Origin of the sequence: Arthrobacter silvisoli, from assembly GCF_003369445.1 — a bacterium.
Classification (GTDB): domain Bacteria; phylum Actinomycetota; class Actinomycetes; order Actinomycetales; family Micrococcaceae; genus Arthrobacter; species Arthrobacter silvisoli.
The window spans coordinates 24,020-43,354 of sequence record NZ_QRCU01000041.1 but is presented as its reverse complement, the minus strand read 5'-3'; the positions used below and the strand labels follow the sequence as shown (position 1 = coordinate 43,354).

The following is a 19,335-nucleotide window of genomic DNA, read 5'->3' as shown; positions in this document are numbered from 1 at the left end:
AACGAATTTATTACTGAGGGTATTAATCACCTATAGTTGGGTACGAGCGCCGATACCAAAGCGTTACCTGATCCGCAGTCGAACCCTGCCAGCGGAACAGGTGGATTAATCCGTTCATTGGCAGGGGCGGGGGAACCATCGCTGGTTGCCGGAAGGCAGCCTTGGGGTGAAGTCCGCACGGGAAGCACGTTACGCAGGGCCTTTCGGGGATACCCCTGTGCCGCGTGCCTTTTCTGCGGGCCAGGTCTATGCACTCTCTGACCTGAATCCGACAGCTAACCTCGCAGGCTTCCAGAGAGGAACCTTTTGACCACGCAGAACACCAGGGGCCGCAGGCGTGCGTCCGGTCCCGTTGCTGAGCTGCGGCCACGGGCCGTCGCAAGGGTCGACCTGCCTCGTGATTCCCGTGCCGGCACCCGCCGCCGCAGGAGCCCGCTGCAGCAGGTGGCGGACTTCGCCGCCGCGAGCGGCGTGGGCCAAAAGGCCGGCGTTGCGCTAGCTGCCACCGGTCTCATCATGACCGTGGCGCTCCCGGGAACCGGGGCCCTGACTGCTTCCGAAGGCGGCTCCTCCGCGGCCGCTTTGGCGGCAGGCTCGCAGCCCGAAATTGCGGTTTCCGCCAGCGCGAAGGTCGATTTCAGCCGCATGGCCGTCTCCACCAAGGCCGATCCGGACGCCAAGCTCCGCCAGTTGCTCAGCGCGCAGTCGGCCGGCTCCGTCCAGGTCGAATCGTCCAAGGGCACCCTTGGCGCACCGCTGTCCAGCATGGTTTCCGTCTCGCCCTTCGGTTACCGGATCGATCCGTTTACCGGTGGCTACGGCGAGTTCCACCGCGGCCGTGACTTCGCGGCACAGTGCGGCACCGATGTCTTCGCAGCGGCCTCCGGCAAGGTCACCTTCGCCGGCTGGCACCCCTACGGCGGCGGCAACCGGGTGGTGATCGACCACGGCAACGGCCTGGAAACCACCTACAACCACCTGTCGTCGTTCAACGTCTCGGTGGGCCAGAGTGTCAACCGCGGGGACGTGATCGCCCTCAGCGGCACTACCGGCGCTTCCACCGGCTGCCACCTGCATTTCGAGGTCATGGTCAACGGCGACGTGGTCGAGCCCCTGGGCTGGCTGTAGCCCGATCTGATGGTGATCTCTCGCATGATTGTCACCTGCCGTGACCTGAATGTGACATTCGATCTGAATTGCTGTACCGTCTAAACCGCATCAACTTCTAGAGAGTTGATGCACTTGAGTGGATTGCCTAGCTCTGCCACTGCTCAAGGATCCGTTCGCAAAACATCGTCTGGCAGAGGCGGGGGACCCACTTCCGGTCATCACCAACGGTGGCCTTGGGGTTAAGTCGCAGATCTTTTCCACTACGGAACTGCCCTGCGGCCGGATGACTCCCATCCGAATCCGACAGCTTACCTCGCGGGCATAGGGAGAGGCTTCTACGTGTCTTCACGCACTATTCCTGCGCGCCACCGCGCCGCAGCCCCCAAGACTGCACCGCTTGCCGTCATCGCCAAGACCGTTGGCAGCAACGCCGGTGGCATGGGCCGCCAGGCAGTCGTTATCGCCGCCGCATCCGGCCTGGTGCTGACCAGCGGTGTCGCCGCCAACGCTGCTGAAACCAACGTTGCCCGCGAATCCAGCGCGGCTTCCACCCTGGAAGTCCAGTCCGTCGCTCAGGCAAGCATTTCCGCCGGCTCCAGCGTCGCCATCAAGTTTGAGCGCCCCGCCGTCAAGACAGTTGCCGCTCCGGTAGCCGAGGAAGCCCCCGTGGCTGTCCAGGAAGCCGAAGCCCCGGCACAGGCTTCCCAGGCCACCGACGCCAACACCCCGGTTGCCCAGGTTTCCGTTACCACCGCCGCTGGCGCCCCGGCCGCCAAGGTCACCAGCGGCAAGGGTGCGGCGATCGCTGCAGCCGCGTACGCCCAGCTCGGCGTTGCTCAGGACTGCACCGCCCTCGCCAGCAACTCCTTGGCCGCCGTCGGCATCAACTTCCACGGCTGGCCGGCAGACTACCTGTCCCTCGGCCGCACCGTCAGCGCCGCCGAGGCTCAGCCGGGCGACCTGATCTACTACCAGAACGGTGGCATGGGCATGGCTCACATCGCCGTTTACGTTGGTAACGGGATGGCCGTGCACGGCGGCTGGAACGGTGGAACCACCGCACTCTACAGTGCCAACGTGGGCTCCGGCCCGGTTTTCATCCGCGTCGGCGGCTGATTCCAGATCCTTCGTGCGAAGGCCCTGCAGGTCACTGACCAGCGGGGCCTTCGCCTTTTAATACGGTCTCCCCGTCGCGGGGGAGACCGTTACCTACATGGCTGGCGCATGAAATTTTGACGACATGCACCGGGTTTGATAGTGCGGATTCGTTGTTCGGGCCCTTGCATGTTTACTCTTGAGGTGTCGATCCACAGCCCGTACATGCAGAGGGCAGCCGGCCCTCGCGCCCCTGACGGGTGCGGCCGTGAAGAGGTACGTGCATGCGCACACTCGTTCTTAATGCTGGATATGAACCGCTGGCGGTAGTCACCTTCCGCCGGGCGCTGGTCCTTGTGCTCACCGGAAAAGCGAGCGTAGTGGCCGAAGGCGACGAGCCTGTCGTCGGGCCACGGGAGATTCTCGGACGTCCGTCCGTGATCCTCCTCAACCGCTACATCCGGCCGCGCTACAACAGGATCACCGCGGTCACCCGCCGTGGCGTTTTGCGCCGCGACGGACACCGTTGCGCCTATTGCGGCAAGACAGCCCACACCATTGACCACGTCCACCCCAAATCCAGGGGCGGCGCGGATTCCTGGGAAAACCTGGTGGCGGCGTGCCTGCGCTGCAACAACGCCAAGAGTGACCACACGCCGGCCGAGATGGGTTGGAAGCTGCGTTTCACTCCGGCGGCCCCCACCGGGACCATCTGGCAGATCAAGGAGCTTGAGAAACCTGCACCTGCATGGGATCCCTTCCTGTTGCCTGAATCGGCGGCCTGACGCCAGCCGTCGCCGGCGGCCGCGAGCGGCCGGCCTTCGGCATGCCCGGGTAGGCTGGGCGGATGGAGTTCGATGCGGTGATCCTCGCGGGTGGAAGGTCCTCCCGCCTTGGCGGCGTGCCCAAGTCCGGGCTGGTTTACGATGGCGCCACGCTCCTTGAGCGGGCTCTGGCCGCAGCGCACGGCGCCGGTTCGCTCGTCGTCGTCGGCCCCCGTCCGGATAAGCTGCCGCCCGGGGTGCTGACGGTCCGGGAAGACCCGCCCTTCGCGGGACCCGCCGCGGCCATTGCTGCCGGGCTGGCGGAGTTGGGCCGGAGCGGGAAGCCCCGGGCGCCCTGGGTCCTGGTCCTGGCGTGCGACATGCCGCACGCCGCGACCGCGGTGGGGCCGCTGCTGGACGCAGTCCAAGGCCATCCTGGGACCGACGGCGTGCTGGGACTTTCCGCCGACGGCAGGAAGCAGCCGCTCCTGGCCGTCTATGCCACGGACGCCCTGCGCAGGGTCACGGCGGCGCGGGCCGCGGAAGGCACCTTAACGAACGCCCCGGTGTTCGGACTGCTTGCTAGTCTTGATTTGCTGACCGCCGCGGTTCCCGAACACGCCGCCGACGACGTGGACACCTGGGACGACGCCGCTGCGCTTGGCGTGCACGGCAACCCGTCGTGACACCAGTTGCATCGGACGTGGAGGCGAGTCGTGAAGAGCCAGGAAGAAACCCTCGAAGAATGGTGCAGGACCTTGCTTCAGGCCTTTGAGCTCGAAGACACCCAAGTGGACATCGACGCCGTGCTGTCCCTTGCCGGTGTCGCCGCGCATTCGGTGGTGCGCCCCGCTGCCCCGCTGACCACCTTCGTGGCGGGCTTTGCCGCGGGCGTTGCCGCAGGTTCCGGCCAAGCAGACCAGAAGACGTCGATGGACGCCGCGATGGCTCTGGCCCGCAAACTCTCCAAGGATTATTCGGCCGTCGAACCAGGCACTGGGGAGACCGACGCCGGATGACCGATGCCGAGGCCGCACACGACCACGGCCACCTGGACCACCTCTGGGACGAAGCACGGCACCTCGCTTTCGACTGCGCAAGCCCCATCCCCGCCGGGCCCGTCCCCCTGGCTGAAGCGCTGGGCCGCACCCTCGCCGAGGATGTCCTCGCCTTGCAGGACCTGCCGCACTACGCCTCCTCGGCGATGGACGGCTGGGCCGTCAACGGAAGCGGCCCCTGGATCCTTGCCGAACCCGGCCACCGCCTCGCTCCCCATCAGGCAAGCCCTATTGTCACCGGCGGGCTGATCCCGCCCGGAGCCAAGGCAGTTCTGCGCAGCGAAAGCGGCGTGATCACCACCGACGACGACGGCCTGCCGGTCCTGGCGCTCGGCGGAGGCGCCAAGCCGGGGGAGCCTCGCAACGGGCAGCACATCCGCCGTGCCGGCGAAGAAGCTGCGGAGGGAGAGATCCTCATCAAGGCCGGAACCGTCCTCAATCCGGCGCACCTCGCCGTGGCCGCGCTGGCCGGCCGCGACGAACTCACAGTCCTGGGCAAGCCCCTGGTCAAGTTCCTGTACACCGGCTCCGAAGTCGTCACCGAAGGGGTGCCCGTCCCTGGCCAGGTCCGGGACACCTTCGGCCCCCAACTGGGCGCCGTCGTCGAACTGCTGGGCGGCATCCGCGGCGGCCAGGCGAGGGCAGGCGACTCCTATGAGGAATGGCTCGACGCCCTCCAGGAAGCCGAGCCGTCCCCCGAGACTGCCCCCGCCGACGTCGTTATCACCACCGGCGGAACCGGCCGTTCAGGCACGGATCACCTGCGCAAGGCCGTCGCGGAACTGGGCGGGAGGCTGCTGATCGACGGCATCGCCATGCGCCCGGGACACCCGGCCGTGCTGGCTGAACTGCCGGACGGCCGTTTCGTGCTGGGCCTGCCGGGCAACCCGCTCGCCGCCATGATGGTGCTGTTCACCGTCGGGGCGCCGCTGCTGGCAGCACTGGGCCACGGAACCCTGGGCGAGGTGGGCGAGGTCCCGTCCGGGGCCACGCTTGACGCCCAACCGGGCCGCACCCGGCTGATCCCCTTTAAGTTTGTCTACGGCCTGGCCTCCCCGGCCCAGCATGCCGGCGCCGGCATGATGCGCGGCCTCGCAGGCGCGGACGGCGTGATGGTTGTTCCGCCGCACGGTGTGCAGCTCGGGGCCCCGGTCCCGGCGTTCGCCCTGCCGTGGGGACCGCCTCTTCCCGCACCGAAGGCCCAGGATGAGAAGCCCCGGAAGGCCGCAAGGCCGGCGCGGAAGGCTCCCTCGGGGCCCGTGGACTGGAGCGCACTGGACACCTGACCCGGCCGGCCGGATCCGGCGGCTGCCCGGATGACGGGCACCGGGTGGCATCACACCTGCGTGCTTGCCATGATGGAGCTATGAACCGCAGGTCCCCAGCAGGACAACGTGACGGCATCGTCAACCATGTTTCAACCCCGGAGGGCAGCTGAATGGGACGCGTGACCCAGCGCCGCAAGGTGCACAAATTCGTGTTGGACGGCTCCGTGCAGGCCACCGAGCATCCGGTCCGGTACCGCGAGGACGTCCTCGCAGTCGAGGAACCCCTCGAAATCCGCCTCGGCCGGATGTCCTTTTCCGTCACGATGCGCACGCCCGGTGACGACTTCGACCTCGTCGCCGGCTTCCTGGTGTCCGAAGGCGTGATCTGGGAACCTGCGCAGCTGGTTTCACTGCGGTTCTGCGCCGGCGAAGACGAGAACGGCGTCCAGACGTTCAATGTGGTGGAGGCCCAGCTGCGGCCCGACGTCGTCCTGCCGGACACCGGCCGCAAGGTCTACACCTCGAGTTCCTGCGGGATCTGCGGTACCGATTCGATCGAGGCCGTCCGCAAGACCCTGCGCCACGACACCGCCGGCGACGGCCTGCGGCTGCCGGTCGAGGCCGTTGCCGCCCTGCCCGACCGGCTCCGCGAAGCCCAAGCCGTGTTCGACAAGACCGGCGGCGTCCACGCGGCCGGGCTGTTCCGGATCCACGAGGACGGGTCCTCGGAGCTGCTGTGCCTGCGCGAGGACGTGGGCCGGCACAACGCTGTCGACAAGGTGGTGGGCTGGGCACTGCGCGAAGGCAAACTTCCTTTGTCCGGCACCGTGCTGCAGGTTTCGGGACGCGCCTCCTTCGAACTGGTGCAGAAGGCCGCCCTCGCCGGAATCCCGGTCCTTGCAGCGGTCAGCGCCCCGTCCAGCCTGGCCGTGGAGCTCGCGGAGGAAACCGGCGTGACGCTGGTGGGCTTCAGTCGCCGCACCAGCCTGAACGTGTACGCAGGCAGCGAGCGGCTGCTGAGCGGTGTCACGTCTCCTGCCTGAAGACCCGCGCGCAGAGAGAGCCGGCAATCACTTGGCGATTGGCCTTCAACGACGTAGATTTTTATCCATCGAATGGAAGCGCCATCCCGGAGGGGCAGGACTGTCCACACTATGACAAGCCTGCTTCCCATTAAGGCTCACGGCCCAGCCAGGAAAGAGACGGCGGGGCGCTAGGGGGATCTGAATTGCACGACGACCGGCGACTGACCGAGAAGCGCCTGGACCGTTTTGTCCGCGAGCGGATAGCGCCCGCGATCCATGGCCGCACCGTACCCTTGACCCTGAGCAGCTGGGACGTCCCGGACGAGCCCGTACCCGTTACCGAAGCCATCCACCAGGACTACACGCCCCTTGACCACGGTTCCGCCTGGGGGCGGGCGTGGAGCACCAAATGGATCCGGCTGCAGGGTGAAGTCCCGGACGGCTGGGGTGCAGCGGAAGGCACCACCGTTGAGGTCGTCGTCGACCTCGGCTTCAGCAATGACGCTCCAGGTTTCCAATGCGAAGGCATCGCCTGGCGCCCGGACGGCACCATCATCAAGGCCATTTCGCCGCGCAATCAGCATGTGCCCCTGAAAATGCTGGGCGGTGGCATGTCCGTGGACTTCTATGTGGAGGCCGCAGCGAATCCGGACCTAAGCCAGGGCTGGACCTTCGCCGCCACGCCCCTGGGGGACAAGGCTACGGCGGGAGAGGAACCGCGCTACCGGCTGGGCCGGATTGCCATTGCCGAACTCAACGAAACGGTCTGGGAGCTCAGCCAGGACATCTGGACCCTCAGCGGGCTCATGCACGAGCTGCCCACGGAGCTGCCGCGCCGCCACGCGATCCTGCGTGCCTTCGAACGCATGCTGGACATCATGGATCCGGACGACATCGCCGGAACCGCCGCGGCCGGGCGCGCCGCACTGGCCGGGGTCCTGGCCAGCCCCGCTTACGCTTCCGCACATGAGCTGCTCGCCACCGGCCACGCGCACATCGACTCCGCCTGGCTGTGGCCGGTCCGGGAGACCATCCGCAAATGCGCGCGCACCTTCTCCAATGTCGTGGCGCTCATGGACGATAACCCCGACTTCGTGTTCTCCTGCTCTTCCGCGCAGCAACTGGCCTGGATCAAGGAGTTCTACCCCGAGCTCTTCGTGCGGATCCGGGAAAAGGTCAAGGCCGGCCAGTTCATGCCGGTGGGCGGCATGTGGGTGGAATCGGACACAAACCTGCCCGGCGGCGAAGCCATGGCCCGTCAGTTCCTCGAAGGCAAGAGCTTCTTCCTGGAAGAGTTCGGCGTCGACTGCCAGGAGGCCTGGCTGCCCGATTCCTTCGGTTATTCCGGGGCCCTGCCGCAGATCGTCAAGTCGGCCGGTTCGCGCTGGTTCCTGACCCAGAAAATCTCCTGGAACCAGGTCAACCGGATGCCGCACCACACCTTCAACTGGGAAGGCATCGACGGTACCCGGCTGTTCACCCACTTCCCGCCGGTGGACAGCTACAATTCCGAGCTCCACGGCCGCGAACTCGCCCACGCCGAACGCAACTACCGTGAGCACGGCCGCGGCAGCATTTCCCTGGTGCCCTTCGGCTACGGCGACGGCGGCGGCGGACCCACCCGCGAAATGGTGGCCGCCGCGCACCGCACGGCCAACCTCGAGGGCTCGCCGAAGGTCCGGTTGGGCACCGCACGGGACTTCTTCGAGCGGGCAGAGGCCGAATACCCGGAGCTGCCCGTGTGGGTGGGGGAGTTGTACCTCGAACTGCACCGCGGAACCTACACCAGCCAGGCCAATACCAAGCAGGGCAACCGCCGCTCAGAGCACCTCCTGCGGGAAGCCGAGCTGTGGTGCGCGACGGCGGCCGTGCGGAGCGGATACCGGTACCCCGCGGCGGAGCTCAAGAAGCTGTGGCGGCTCGTGCTGCTGCAGCAGTTCCACGACATCCTGCCCGGCAGTTCGATCGCCTGGGTCCACCAGGACGCCGAACGCAACTACGCGGCGATCGCCCGTGAACTTGAGGAGATCATCGCCGGAGCCGCCACGGCCTTGCTCGGCGAAGGGGATACGCCATTCCTGCTCAACGCCGCGCCGCACAGCCGCCGGGGCGTCCCCGCCTTGGCCGCGGCCGAAGCCACTCATATCGCGCAGGCGGTGGAGGCCGCGGAGCAGGACGGCGGCTACGTGCTGGACAACGGCGTCATCCGCGCCGTGCTGGACGCCAACGGACTGCTGGTTTCCCTGTCCGACCATGCCAGCGGACGCGAGGCCATCGCACCCGGGCAGGCCGGCAACCACCTGGAATTGTTCCGGGACACCCCCAACGAATGGGACGCCTGGGACATCGACGAGTTCTACCGCCACAACGTCCGCTCCTTGGCTGAAGCGCGCTCGCTGCGGCTCGAACGCGAGGGCGGGGACGCCGTCGTCGTTGTGGAACGCGAGGTGGGTTCCTCCACCATCACGCAGCGCATCACCCTGGCGGCGGGCGCGCCGTCGCTGGACATTTCCACCGCCGTGGACTGGCAGGAGCGCGAGAAGCTGCTGAAGGTTTCCTTCCCCTTCGACGTCCGGGCAGACCGTTCGGCCTCGGAGACCCAGTTCGGGCACATCTTCCGGCCCACCCACAACAACACATCCTGGGAAGCGGCGAAATTCGAAATCTGCGCCCACCGCTGGATCCACGTGGGCGAGCCCGGCTACGGCGTGGCCGTCGCCAACGGCTCAAGTTACGGGCACGACGTCACCCGGGCCATCCGGGACGACGGCGGCACCACCACCAACGTGCGGGTCTCGCTGCTCCGGGCGCCAAAGTTCCCGGACCCGCAGGCCGACCGCGGCCGGCATGTGCTGGAACTGAGCGTGCGTCCGGGCGCCGCGATCGCTGACGCCGTCGAGGAAGGCTACCGCCGCAACCTCGCGCCGCGCATCGTGGCCGGGGCGAAGGCGGCGGAGCCGCTGGTCAGGGTGTCCGGACAGGCGATCATGGTGGAGGCCGTGAAGCTGGCCGAAGACGGATCCGGGGACGTGATCGTGCGTCTGTACGAATCCCTCGGCGAACGATCCCACGGCGTGGTCACGGCCAATTTCGAGGCCCGCTCGGTGCACACGGTGGACCTCCTGGAGCGGCCCGTGGACGCGCCCGGCGTGGTGGCCGGCAAGGATGACGCCGCACTCACGCTCCGGCCCTTCCAGCTGGTCACCCTGCGTTTCGGCCGCTGAGCGTCCCGGCTCAGACCTCGTGCTGGATGCGTTTGACGAACTGCTTGGTGCGTTCCTGCCTCGGGGCGCCCAGCACCTCGGCAGCGGGTCCGCGTTCCACCACGACGCCGCCGTCCATGAAGACAACCTCGTCCGCCACGTGCCGGGCGAAGCCGAGCTCGTGAGTGACGATCACCATGGTCCAGCCTTCTTCGGCCAGTTCCTTGATGACCGCCAGGACTTCGCCCACCAGCTCCGGGTCGAGGGCCGAGGTGGGTTCGTCGAAGAGCAGGAGCTGCGGCTTCAAGGCCAGAGCGCGCACAATGCCCACGCGTTGCTGCTGGCCGCCTGAGAGCTGGAAGGGGTATGCATCCCGCTTCTCCGCCAATCCCACCCGGGCCAGCAGGCGCAGCGCCTCGGCTTCGGCCTCGGCCTTGGGACGCTTCTGCACCTGGACCGGGCCTTCGGTGACGTTCTTCAACACCGTCATGTGCGGGAACAGATTGTAGTGCTGGAAGACCATGGCGCTGCGGTCCCGCAGCGCCGCGATCTCCCGCTTGCCCACCGGGGAACCGAAGTCCAACGCGAGGGGCCTCCCGGCCCCGCCGGAGCCCCCGCCGTCGGCGGCCACACCAAAGGTGACCGTGCCGCCGTCGGGCACTTCAAGGCCGTTGAGTGAGCGCAGCACGGTGGTCTTGCCGGAACCGGAGGGCCCGATCAGAGCCACCACCTTGCCGCGGCGGACGTCGAGGTCGATGCCGCGCAGCACAGTGTTGCTGCCGAAGGATTTGGTGAGCCCGCGGGCGGAGAGCACCAGCGAAGCGTCAACGGGATCAGTGGGCGACATAGCGGTCCAATCTGCGTTCCAGGGCCGACTGTGCCGTGGACAGGGCCAGACACACTACCCAGTAGACCAGGGCTGCCTCGAGGTACAGCACCATGAACTCCTGGCTGAACGCGGCGATCTGCTGGGCGTTGCGGAAGAGTTCGGTCACGAGGATGAGGGAGGCCAGCGAGGTGTCCTTCACCAAGGAGATGAAAGTGTTGGACAGCGGCGGCACCGAGACCCGGGCAGCCTGCGGCAGGATGATCCGTACCAGCGTCTGCGTGCCGGACATACCGATGGTGTGCCCTGCCTCCCACTGCCCCTTGGGCACCGAGAGGATGGCCGCCCGGATGATCTCGGCCGCATAGCCGCCCACATTGAGCGAGAACGCGATGATGGCGCTGGGCCAAGGCTCAAGCTTCACCCCCAGGCTGGGCAGGCCATAGAAAATCACGAACAACTGCACCAGCAGGGGAGTGCCCCGGATGACCGAGACATAGAAGCGGGCGATTCCGGAGAGCACCCTGTTGGGGCTCAAACGAAGCAGCGCCACCAGCAGGGCCAGGAGCAGGCCGAAGGCGAAGGACGCCAGGGTCAGCGGGATGGTGCCGGTGAGGGCGCCGCCGATGATCGGGCCGAAGGAACTCCAGACGAGGTCCCAGTTGAAAGTCATCCGCGGGCCTGCCGGCTACTTGGTGACATCCGCGCCGAAATACTTCTGCGAGATCTTCGCCAGGGTTCCGTCAGCGCGCAGATCGGCCAGCGCCTTGTCGACGGCGGCGGTCAGTTCCGTGGATCCCTTGCGGAAGACGAAGGCGCTTTCGGTCTTCTCCGTGGATTCGGCGGCGACCTTCAGCCCGGAATCGGGAGTGCTCTTGGCGTAGTCGAGGTAGGTCAGCTTGTCGTTGACAGTGGCGTCCACGCGGCCCTGCCGGACCAGCGTGGCGGCCTGGGCCCAGCCCTCGACCGACTGCACGTTGGCCCCGGCTTCCACGGCGAGCTTGTAGAAGTTGCTGGTGAGCGACTGCGCGGTGGTCTTGCCTTTGAGGTCGCTGAAGCTGTGGATGCTGGAGTTGTCGGCCTTGGTCACCACGACGCCGGTGGACACGGTGTACGGGGCGGAGAAGGTGTACTTGGCCTTGCGCTCGTCGTTGATGGAGATCTGGTTGGCGATCGTGTCGAAGCGCTTGGCGTCCAGGCCGGCGAAGATGCCGTCGAACTGGGTTTCCTGGAAGCTTGCCTTGACGCCCAGCTTCGCCGCCACGGCCTCGGCAATTTCGACGTCGAAGCCGGTGAGCTTGCCCGAGCCTTCCTCATGGAAGCTGAAAGGCCGGTAGGTGCCTTCCGTGGCGATCACGATCTCGCCCTTGGACTTGATGTCGGAAAGGGAGGTGTCGGAGCCGGAGGCCGGTGCGGGGCTTCCGCCACAGGCAGCCAGGGTGAGGGCGGCGGCGGCGAATGCTGCGGAAATTGCTGTGCGACGGGTGAGCAGGCTTGTCATGAATGCCATCTTGCCATGCGTTCCTGCCGGACCCGGCGTGGCTTGCCCTCCGCAACTGCCGTTAAAAAGGCTGAGTGGGGGCGGTCCCCAACAGCCCGCCACCACTCATCCCCCCAATGGTGATCCTGTCCGCGCCACGGCTTCTCGAAACCCGTTCATGATTCAAGGGCCAGGCTGCGTCTCATTCACACAATCATTATTGTGGCACGTTCTAATGGGTTTGTGAAAGAGGTTACGCGGTATGTTCTGGATTTTCTTCACCAAACGTTAGCCATGGGACCTGCGCCGGGCAAGGGATTTCGAGAGCCAGATCCCGCCCAGGCCCAAGGCGCTGGCCAGCGCTGCCGAGTAATTGATCGCAGGACGCAGCCAAGCCGCCGATTCCGGAACCAGCGGAAACCCCTGTGACAGGAGCAACAGGCAGAAGCCCAGGAACAAGGTGCCCGAGGCGAGGCGCAACAAGGCCGGCCCCGAACCGCGGACAGCCTGCCAGATGCCGGGAAGCAGGCAGGCGGCAACGTAGCCGGGGTAGAGCCGGCCCAGGGCCGCGTAGCTTTCCAGGGCAGGGGTCTGGGAAAGGCCGGACAATCCGGTGGTCGACCCCCTCGTATCCATGGAGAAGAAGATCCAGGCGGTCAGCACCGTGACCACCGCCAGCACGGCTATGCCAAGCGGTCCGCGGATCGCGCGCATCCCGGCCGGGGAACCGAAGGCGGCGGCGGTCCTGACCCCGAGCAGCAGGAACGTGCCGTAGAGCAGGAAACGGAGCAGCAGGTTGGCCAAGTTGATGCCGCCAAGCACCGCGTCGACGGCAAGGTAGGGCTCACGGATGCTCAGCAGGATGTCCACGGAAAGCAGGGCGAAGAGGAAGAACATGGTCCGGTTCTGGCCCCTGATCGCGCTGGGCACCCGCACTGCCGTCATCGCAACGCAGACAAAGAGTGTCAGCCAGGGCAGGACGGCGGTCATCCCAGGTTCTCCCAGATTCGTTCGGTGCGGTCTCGTTCGTGTTCCTGGCGGTGCAGGGACTTGCCCAGCGCCTGCAGCCGGTCCCCGGCGAGGGAAACCAGGTCCGCGGTGCCCAGCCGGTCGAGGGCCGCCCGCCTGGCCCCGATCGGCCACCCGGCTTCCTCTTCGCTGACCAGCCCGCTGGCGATCAGTCCGCCCGCAGGCCCGACGCCGGCCTCCCGCGCCGTGGCGATGGCCAGTTCCGGGGGCATCCGGTTCGCCGTCAGATGGGCGGAGAAGTTCTGCGGGGCGATCCCGGTGGCGTGGCTGACCCGGTGCCGCAGTTCGCCGTCGTCGATCGCCTCCACCCAGTTGCGCACGGACGTTTCATGCGGGACAGCAGCCAGTTCAAAGAGCTGGGGTGCCCCGGGGTCATTCCGGGCGATGACGGCGCGGAGCAGGTCCATGGACGCGATCTGGCTGATGAGCTCGGCATCCGTGGGAGCCACGGGGGTGCCGCGCAGGTCGGCGTAGGAATCGAAGGACGCGAGGGCGGACACTGGATTGAGCTCCAAGGCCCGGCTGATCAGCACCAGCGATGATTCCGCCACCTTTCCGCGGACCATCTGCTGGGCCAAGGTGGTCCGTTTCACGCCGGAGGCCCTGCAGACATCGGACGTGCTGACGCCCGGGGCAACTCCATGCAGCCAGCGCTGGAAAGCTTTGGAAGGGAGGGACATGCTCGGCTTTCGAATGTCGAACGGGCTGATTTTACGTAGTGGACCTATTGAATTATGCTTGATTTCCGAACCCGCTGGTCCGAACACCCCCCAAGTCCGGACCAGCGGGTTTTTCCATGTCCGGAAGCGTTCCGGCGGGAAGCGGCCTGCTGCCGGCCGGCACGGTGAGAGGATTGGACAATGACTGCAACACTTGTCGCCAAGGATCTTTCCGGCGGCCACGGTCACCGCACCTTGTTCTCCAAACTCTCCCTGACAGTGGCCCCGGGAGACGTGGTGGGCGTCGTCGGCGCCAACGGTGCCGGCAAGTCCACGCTGCTTCGCATCCTGGCTGGCGCGGACCGCCCCCAGGAAGGCACGGTCAGCCTAGCCCCGGCCGACGCCTTCGTCGGCTGGCTGCCGCAGGAACACGAACGGACGCCCGGCGAAACCGTGGCAGCCTACATCGCCCGCCGCACCGGGTGCGCCGAGGCCACCGAGGAAATGGAGGCCGCCGCGGAAGCCCTCGGCAGCGGCGCGCCCGGAGCGGACGACGCCTACTCTGTGGCCTTCGACCGTTGGATGGCCTCCGGCGCTGCGGACCTCGAGGAACGCATTCCCCCTGTCCTGGCCGAACTCGGCCTGGAGACGGGACACGACGCCCTCATGACCGGGCTCTCCGGCGGCCAGGCCGCGCGCGTGGCGCTCGCGGCCCTGCTGCTGAGCCGCTTCGATGTGGTCCTCCTCGACGAACCCACCAACGATCTCGACCTCGAGGGCTTGGACCGGCTGGAGAAGTTCGTCCAGGGCCTGCGCGGTGGGGTGGTCCTTGTGTCCCACGACCGCGAGTTCCTGGCCCGCTGCGTCACCCGGGTGGTGGAACTGGACCTGGCCCAGAACTCCGTGTCCGTGTACGACGGCGGCTACGATTCCTTCCTCGAAGAACGTGCCGTGGCCAAGAGGCACGCCCGCGAACGCTACGAGGAATATGCCAGCACCAAGGCCGACTTGGTTTCCCGCGCCCGCACTCAGCGCGAATGGAGCTCGCAGGGCGTCCGGAACGCCATGAAGAAGAACCCGGACAACGACAAGAACCGCCGCGCTGCCAGTACTGAATCCTCGGAGAAGCAGGCCCAGAAGGTCCGCCAGATGGAATCCCGGATCGCCCGCCTCGAGGAAGTCGAAGAGCCGCGGAAGGAATGGCAGCTGCAGTTCAGCATTGGTGCCGCGCCCCGGTCCAGTTCGGTGGTCGCCACGCTGCGGGACGCCGTCGTGCGCCAGGGCGCCTTCACGCTGGGACCGGTCAACCTGCAGCTGAACGCCGGCGAGCGGATCGGCATCACCGGACCGAATGGCGCCGGGAAATCCACCCTCTTGCGTGTCCTGCTCGGGATCACGGACCCCGACGACGGCGAAGCCTCCTTGGGAGTCTCTGTCGCCATCGGCGAAATCGACCAGGCCCGCGGCCTGCTGGCCGGGCACCTCACCCTTGCGGTCGCCGTCGAGACCGTCCTGTCCGACTGGCCCACCGCCGAGGTGCGCACGCTGCTGGCCAAGTTCGGTCTCAGGGCCGACCACACCTCCCGGACGGTCGACTCGCTTTCGCCGGGGGAGCGGACCCGTGCCGCCCTGGCGCTATTGCAGGCCCGCGGCGTGAATCTGCTGGTCCTGGACGAGCCCACGAACCACCTTGACCTGCCGGCCATCGAGCAGCTCGAACAGGCCCTGGACAGCTATGACGGCGCGCTGTTGCTCGTCACCCACGACCGGCGCCTGCTCGAAAACGTCCGCCTGGACGTGCGCTGGCACGTCGAAAGCGGCCAGGTTACGGAACTTCACCACGCAACGGGAGGCGCAAAGCCATGAGCATGGACCGCGTGGCGTGGACCTCGCTCTACAACATCACCCGTGCCAAGAGCGGGTCGCAGCCGTTCTCCAAGGAGACCCTCAAACGCGTGCTGGGCTTCGCCAGGCCCCACCGCACCCGGCTGATCGCCTTCGTGCTGGCCTCGATCGGCGGGGCGATCCTGGCGGTGGCCACCCCGGTGCTCGCCGGTCGGGTGGTGGATACGATCATCGCCGGTTCCGACGCCGGTGAGGTGATCTGGCTGGCCGTGCTGATCGCCATTGTGGCAGTGGCCGAGGCCGGGCTGGGATTGCTGACCCGCTGGCTGTCCTCCATGATCGGTGAAGGCGTGATCGTGGACCTGCGCACCCGCGTGTTCAACCACGTCCAACGGATGCCCATCGCCTTCTTTACCCGCACCCGCACCGGTGCGCTCGTGAGCCGCCTCAACAACGACGTCATCGGGGCCCAGTCCGCGTTCGCCGGCACGCTGTCCGGGGTGGTCAGCAACGTGGTGGCCCTCGCCCTGACCCTGGTGGTCATGCTGAACACTTCCTGGCTGGTAACGGTGCTGGCCATGGTGCTGCTGCCCGTTTTCCTCATTCCGGCCCGCCGGATGGGTTCCAAGCTGGCCGACCTCCGCCGTGAGGCTGCGACGCATAACGCGGCCATGGGTACCCAGATGACCGAGCGCTTTTCAGCCCCCGGCGCCACTCTCGTCAAGCTGTTCGGCCGTCCGGCGGACGAATCCGCCGAGTTCGCGCTGCGGGCAGGCAGGGTCCGGGACATCGGCGTGCGCACCGCGATGCTGCAGTTCACCTTCATCACGGCACTCACGCTCGTTTCGGCGCTCGCGCTCGCCCTGGTCTACGGGCTGGGCGGCTGGCTCGCGCTCCAGAAGCAACTGGCTGCCGGCGACGTCGTGGTGCTGGCGCTGCTGCTCACCCGGCTTTACGCGCCGCTCACCGCCCTCTCCAACGCCCGGGTGGAAATCATGAGCGCCCTGGTCAGCTTCGAGCGGGTCTTCGAGATCCTGGACCTGGAGCCGCTGATCAAGGAAAAGCCCGGTGCCGCCACCATCCCCGAGGGTCCCGTTGCGGTGGAGTTCGATGACGTCCGCTTCGCCTACCCCTCGGCGGACAAGGTCTCGCTGGCCTCCCTCGAGGAAGTGGCGATCCTGGACACCCGCGGCGGCGAGGAGGTGCTGCACGGCATCAGCTTCCGGGTCGAGGCCGGGCAGACCGTGGCGCTGGTGGGGTCCTCGGGTGCGGGCAAGTCCACCGTGGCGCAGCTGCTGTCCCGCCTGTACGACGTCGACTCCGGCGCGGTCCGCCTGGGCGGCTACGGCCCCGGCACCGGCCTGGACATCCGGGACGCCACTTTCGATTCCCTTCGCAACACGCTGGGCATGGTCACCCAGGACGGGCACCTGTTCCACGAAAGCATCGCCTCCAACCTGCGCCTGGCCCGGCCCGGCGCCACCGAAGAGGAGATGTGGGATGTGCTGCGCCGTGCCCGCCTCGAGGCCATGGTCCGGTCCCTGCCGGACGGCCTGGACACGGTGGTGGGGGAGCGCGGTTACCGGCTTTCCGGCGGCGAACGGCAGCGGCTCACCATTGCCCGGCTCCTGATCGCGCAGCCCCGCGTGGTCATCCTCGACGAGGCGACGGCGGCCCTTGACTCCACCAGCGAAGCCGCCGTGCAGGCGGCCCTCGGCGAGGCACTCCAGGGGCGGACCGCCGTCGTGATTGCCCACCGGCTGTCCACGATCCGCGCGGCGGACGCCATCCTGGTGGTGGAGGACGGCCGGATCATCGAACGCGGAACACACGCCGAACTGCTCGCCGCCGACGGCCGCTACGCGGAGTTGTACAACACCCAGTTCGCGGAGGCGACTGCGGTGGCGCAGGAGGCCGTTCCCGAGCTGTAAGCCCAACTGACTGGCGGTTGAGGTCGTTTTGAGCGCCCTAAACGACAGCAACTGCGGGCTAGTTGGGGTGCGGGCTACTGCTTGGCCAGCGCCGGGAGCACATGCTCGGTGAGCAGCGGGGCGAGGTCTTCCGGTAGTTCGCCGTCGAGCTCCAGCCAGCGGATCTCGGCGATTTCCGCCGAGGGGTGTGCCTCCCAGGTGCCGGGTGCGGTGAAGACCGTTGCCTGGATGTCCGTGGCGGCCTCGTTGGCGGCGGTGGCCAGGTAGATCCCCAGTGGCACGAGCTCGCCCGGGGCGACCCGGATGCCCACCTCTTCGGCGAGCTCCCGCGACGCCGCCTCCGCAGCGCTTTCGCCAGGCTCAGGCTTGCCGCCGGGGTGCATGAACTTGTCCGTGCCGCGTTTGCGGACCGTCAGCATGCGGCCGGCGCGGTCGTAGACACAGACCGCACTGACCACGATCAGATCCCTCACGATTCCCTCCTCAGGACGGATTCAAGCAACAGGTCCTTCGCCGGGCCGTGCACATCCCAGCTGTAGGCGAAGGAATCGGGGCCGAGCCAGCGGTAGTTCACGGCGTAGTCGTCAGGGTCGCACCAGTGCCGGGCCTGCGACGTGTCCGCGCTGAAGCTGAAGCGGTGGAACGGCCGGCCGTCGGGGAAGAACATGTCCATGGCATCGGGAGTGTCCGCGGGACGCAGCAGGTATTCGCGCGAGGCAGGGCCGCTGTGGCTGCCCCATTCAAGGGCGCCGTTTTCGCGGTAGCGGAGGCCGCCGTCGGGCGTTTCAGTGTACTGCGCGACGCCGGTGAAGGTTCCGCGCGTGCCGCTGCCGCGGTCCCATAAGGTGCGCTCCACGGTCCAGCCGCCGGCCAGCCAGGCACGGAGGTCCGGGACGGGCTGGGTGTCAGTCAAGTGCCCTCGATTGGAATCGAACCAACGACACCGGCTTTAGGAGAGCCGTGCTCTATCCACTGAGCTACGAGGGCGGGCGGTGCTCGAGGCCTGCTCCAGTTAGCCAGGCGCCGGACACGCATCTAAGCATACAAGCTGCGGGCAGGGCGTCCGAATTCCGCAACAGGCGCCGCCAGGATTCCCTGGGCGAGCGTAGCGGTGGGGCCCACGCCGCCAGGATTCCCTGGGCGAGCGTAGCGAGACGAGGGCGGCGGTGGGGACGTAGGCTGGGCCGTGATGGGAAAGCAGATGTCCGCCCCGGCCGTGCCGGGCAGCTTCCTGCCCGATCTCGGAAGTACCCGGTCCCTTGTCGGTGCCTGGGCCCAGCTCAGTGTGGTGCAGTACTTTGCCGCCGAAGCCGCGGTGATCGAGGCATGGGCGGCGCCTGCACCCTACGACCGCCGGACCGGCTTCATCAGCGACCTGGGCGCCATCAACTGCGCAATCTACGACGGGCGGGACGTCTGCTCCCCGCTGCACCTGCTCATGAACGCCTCATTCGTAGTGCAGGGCCTAGGCCTGCTCCTGGGGGCCTTGCTGCTGGGTTCGGCAATGCTGTGCATCGCGGCCCGGCCGGGGGTGCGCATCCAGCAGGGTGCCGCATACCGCCGGAGTTGGAGCGGGGCGGTGGGTGTTCGTGTGCTGACAGGAGCAGCGGGCACCGGAACGGTCATTGTGGGACTGGTGCCCGAAGACCTGGGTTCGCCGTGGCACTTCGCGGGGGCGCTGATGTACTTCATCGGGAGTGCCCTTGCCCTGCTCCTCCTGGGGTTCCTGTGGCTTCCGCACACCGGATTGAGTTGGTTCCTCATTGCCTGCGGGACGGTATGCCTCGCAGCACTCACGGTCGGTGCAGTGACCCGCATGGACTTGCCCGAACCCGGCACGTTGGAACGGCTGATGGCCTATCCGCTGACGGTGGGATTCTCCGTGGCCGGCCTGCTGATTGCCAGCCGCGTGAGGCGGGTCCGGCGGGCCGCGGCCCGGGCTGCGGACCGCACCCCGGCGTGGGACGGAAAGGAGCGGATGTGACAGGAGTGACTTATCATTGGTCCACCGCTGCAAGGCGCCGACGAAACACATGGCGAGT

18 protein-coding genes, 1 tRNA gene and 2 riboswitches are annotated in these 19,335 nt (G+C 67.3%); of the genes, 11 read left to right on the top strand and 8 right to left on the bottom strand.

All coding sequences use genetic code 11. The annotated features are described in order from the left end of the window. The first annotated feature begins 98 nt into the window (after window positions 1-98). A riboswitch (cyclic di-AMP (ydaO/yuaA leader) is annotated at window positions 99-304 on the top strand. Between the two features lie 2 nt (window positions 305-306). The 8 genes from DWV11_RS12230 (at window position 307) to DWV11_RS12200 (ending at window position 9,544) form a co-directional block, all read left to right on the top strand. Then, entirely contained in the window at window positions 307-1,128 is an 822-nt protein-coding gene (locus DWV11_RS12230; protein ID WP_115789202.1) for a M23 family metallopeptidase, read from the top strand. Window positions 1,129-1,274: 146 nt separating this feature from the next. Next, window positions 1,275-1,446: riboswitch (cyclic di-AMP (ydaO/yuaA leader) on the top strand. Window positions 1,447-1,449: 3 nt separating this feature from the next. Continuing rightward, complete coding sequence (locus tag DWV11_RS12225) at window positions 1,450-2,226, top strand: NlpC/P60 family protein (RefSeq protein WP_115789201.1); 777 nt, start codon at window positions 1,450-1,452, stop codon at window positions 2,224-2,226. A 263-nt stretch (window positions 2,227-2,489) separates the two neighbouring features. Beyond that, on the top strand, window positions 2,490-2,990 hold the full coding sequence (locus DWV11_RS12220) for an HNH endonuclease (protein ID WP_115789200.1): 501 nt from the start codon (window positions 2,490-2,492) through the stop codon (window positions 2,988-2,990). A 62-nt stretch (window positions 2,991-3,052) separates the two neighbouring features. After that, on the top strand, window positions 3,053-3,655 hold the full coding sequence (mobA, locus tag DWV11_RS20145; protein ID WP_168404687.1) for a molybdenum cofactor guanylyltransferase: 603 nt from the start codon (window positions 3,053-3,055) through the stop codon (window positions 3,653-3,655). A 30-nt stretch (window positions 3,656-3,685) separates the two neighbouring features. Further along, the gene (locus DWV11_RS20140; protein WP_168404685.1) at window positions 3,686-3,988 is read left to right on the top strand and encodes a DUF6457 domain-containing protein; all 303 of its coding nucleotides are present in this window, start codon (window positions 3,686-3,688) and stop codon (window positions 3,986-3,988) included. Next, a complete protein-coding gene (locus DWV11_RS12210) occupies window positions 3,985-5,313 on the top strand; it encodes a molybdopterin molybdotransferase MoeA (RefSeq protein WP_115789199.1) in 1,329 nt (442 codons plus the stop codon). Before DWV11_RS20140 ends, DWV11_RS12210 begins: the two co-directional genes overlap by 4 nt. 152 nt (window positions 5,314-5,465) lie before the next feature. Then, window positions 5,466-6,338: a formate dehydrogenase accessory sulfurtransferase FdhD gene (gene fdhD, locus DWV11_RS12205; protein ID WP_115789198.1), complete on the top strand. Its 873-nt coding sequence runs from the start codon at window positions 5,466-5,468 to the stop codon at window positions 6,336-6,338. 185 nt (window positions 6,339-6,523) lie between these two features. Then, a complete protein-coding gene (locus DWV11_RS12200; RefSeq protein ID WP_115789197.1) occupies window positions 6,524-9,544 on the top strand; it encodes an alpha-mannosidase in 3,021 nt (1,006 codons plus the stop codon). Between the two features lie 10 nt (window positions 9,545-9,554). Here DWV11_RS12200 and DWV11_RS12195 read toward each other — a convergent pair whose 3' ends face one another. The 5 genes from DWV11_RS12195 to DWV11_RS12175 all read right to left on the bottom strand — a co-directional run bounded on the left by DWV11_RS12195 (window position 9,555) and on the right by DWV11_RS12175 (window position 13,538). Further along, window positions 9,555-10,370, bottom strand: a complete 816-nt coding sequence (locus DWV11_RS12195; protein WP_115789196.1) for an amino acid ABC transporter ATP-binding protein — start codon at window positions 10,368-10,370, stop codon at window positions 9,555-9,557. Continuing rightward, window positions 10,357-11,022: an amino acid ABC transporter permease gene (locus tag DWV11_RS12190; protein ID WP_115789195.1), complete on the bottom strand. Its 666-nt coding sequence runs from the start codon at window positions 11,020-11,022 to the stop codon at window positions 10,357-10,359. The genes DWV11_RS12195 and DWV11_RS12190 overlap by 14 nt, the downstream gene beginning before the upstream one ends. A gap of 15 nt (window positions 11,023-11,037) precedes the next feature. After that, window positions 11,038-11,850, bottom strand: a complete 813-nt coding sequence (locus DWV11_RS12185; RefSeq protein ID WP_115789268.1) for an amino acid ABC transporter substrate-binding protein — start codon at window positions 11,848-11,850, stop codon at window positions 11,038-11,040. 267 nt (window positions 11,851-12,117) lie between these two features. Further along, on the bottom strand, window positions 12,118-12,819 hold the full coding sequence (locus tag DWV11_RS12180; RefSeq protein ID WP_115789194.1) for a hypothetical protein: 702 nt from the start codon (window positions 12,817-12,819) through the stop codon (window positions 12,118-12,120). Next, window positions 12,816-13,538 (bottom strand): hypothetical protein, encoded by a 723-nt coding sequence (locus DWV11_RS12175; RefSeq protein WP_115789193.1) that lies wholly within the window; start codon window positions 13,536-13,538, stop codon window positions 12,816-12,818. The genes DWV11_RS12180 and DWV11_RS12175 overlap by 4 nt, the downstream gene beginning before the upstream one ends. A 180-nt stretch (window positions 13,539-13,718) precedes the next feature. On the opposite strand from DWV11_RS12175, the gene DWV11_RS12170 reads away from it, so the two are divergent. Further along, complete coding sequence (locus DWV11_RS12170; protein WP_115789192.1) at window positions 13,719-15,383, top strand: ABC-F family ATP-binding cassette domain-containing protein; 1,665 nt, start codon at window positions 13,719-13,721, stop codon at window positions 15,381-15,383. Beyond that, window positions 15,380-17,293, top strand: coding sequence for an ABC transporter ATP-binding protein (locus DWV11_RS12165; RefSeq protein ID WP_115789191.1), 1,914 nt, complete (start codon window positions 15,380-15,382; stop codon window positions 17,291-17,293). The genes DWV11_RS12170 and DWV11_RS12165 overlap by 4 nt, the downstream gene beginning before the upstream one ends. A 74-nt stretch (window positions 17,294-17,367) precedes the next feature. Here DWV11_RS12165 and DWV11_RS12160 read toward each other — a convergent pair whose 3' ends face one another. The 3 genes from DWV11_RS12160 to DWV11_RS12150 all read right to left on the bottom strand — a co-directional run bounded on the left by DWV11_RS12160 (window position 17,368) and on the right by DWV11_RS12150 (window position 18,280). Further along, window positions 17,368-17,766: an NUDIX hydrolase gene (locus DWV11_RS12160; RefSeq protein WP_115789190.1), complete on the bottom strand. Its 399-nt coding sequence runs from the start codon at window positions 17,764-17,766 to the stop codon at window positions 17,368-17,370. Then, window positions 17,763-18,206, bottom strand: a complete 444-nt coding sequence (locus DWV11_RS12155; RefSeq protein WP_115789189.1) for a DUF6314 family protein — start codon at window positions 18,204-18,206, stop codon at window positions 17,763-17,765. The genes DWV11_RS12160 and DWV11_RS12155 overlap by 4 nt, the downstream gene beginning before the upstream one ends. A gap of 1 nt (window position 18,207) precedes the next feature. Further along, window positions 18,208-18,280, bottom strand: a tRNA-Arg gene (locus DWV11_RS12150). Window positions 18,281-18,482: 202 nt separating this feature from the next. Here DWV11_RS12150 and DWV11_RS12145 point away from each other — a divergent pair. Next, window positions 18,483-19,277 carry a hypothetical protein gene (locus DWV11_RS12145; RefSeq protein ID WP_115789188.1) on the top strand — a complete coding sequence of 265 codons (795 nt, stop codon included), beginning with the start codon at window positions 18,483-18,485 and terminating at the stop codon, window positions 19,275-19,277. Window positions 19,278-19,335 lie beyond the last annotated feature (58 nt).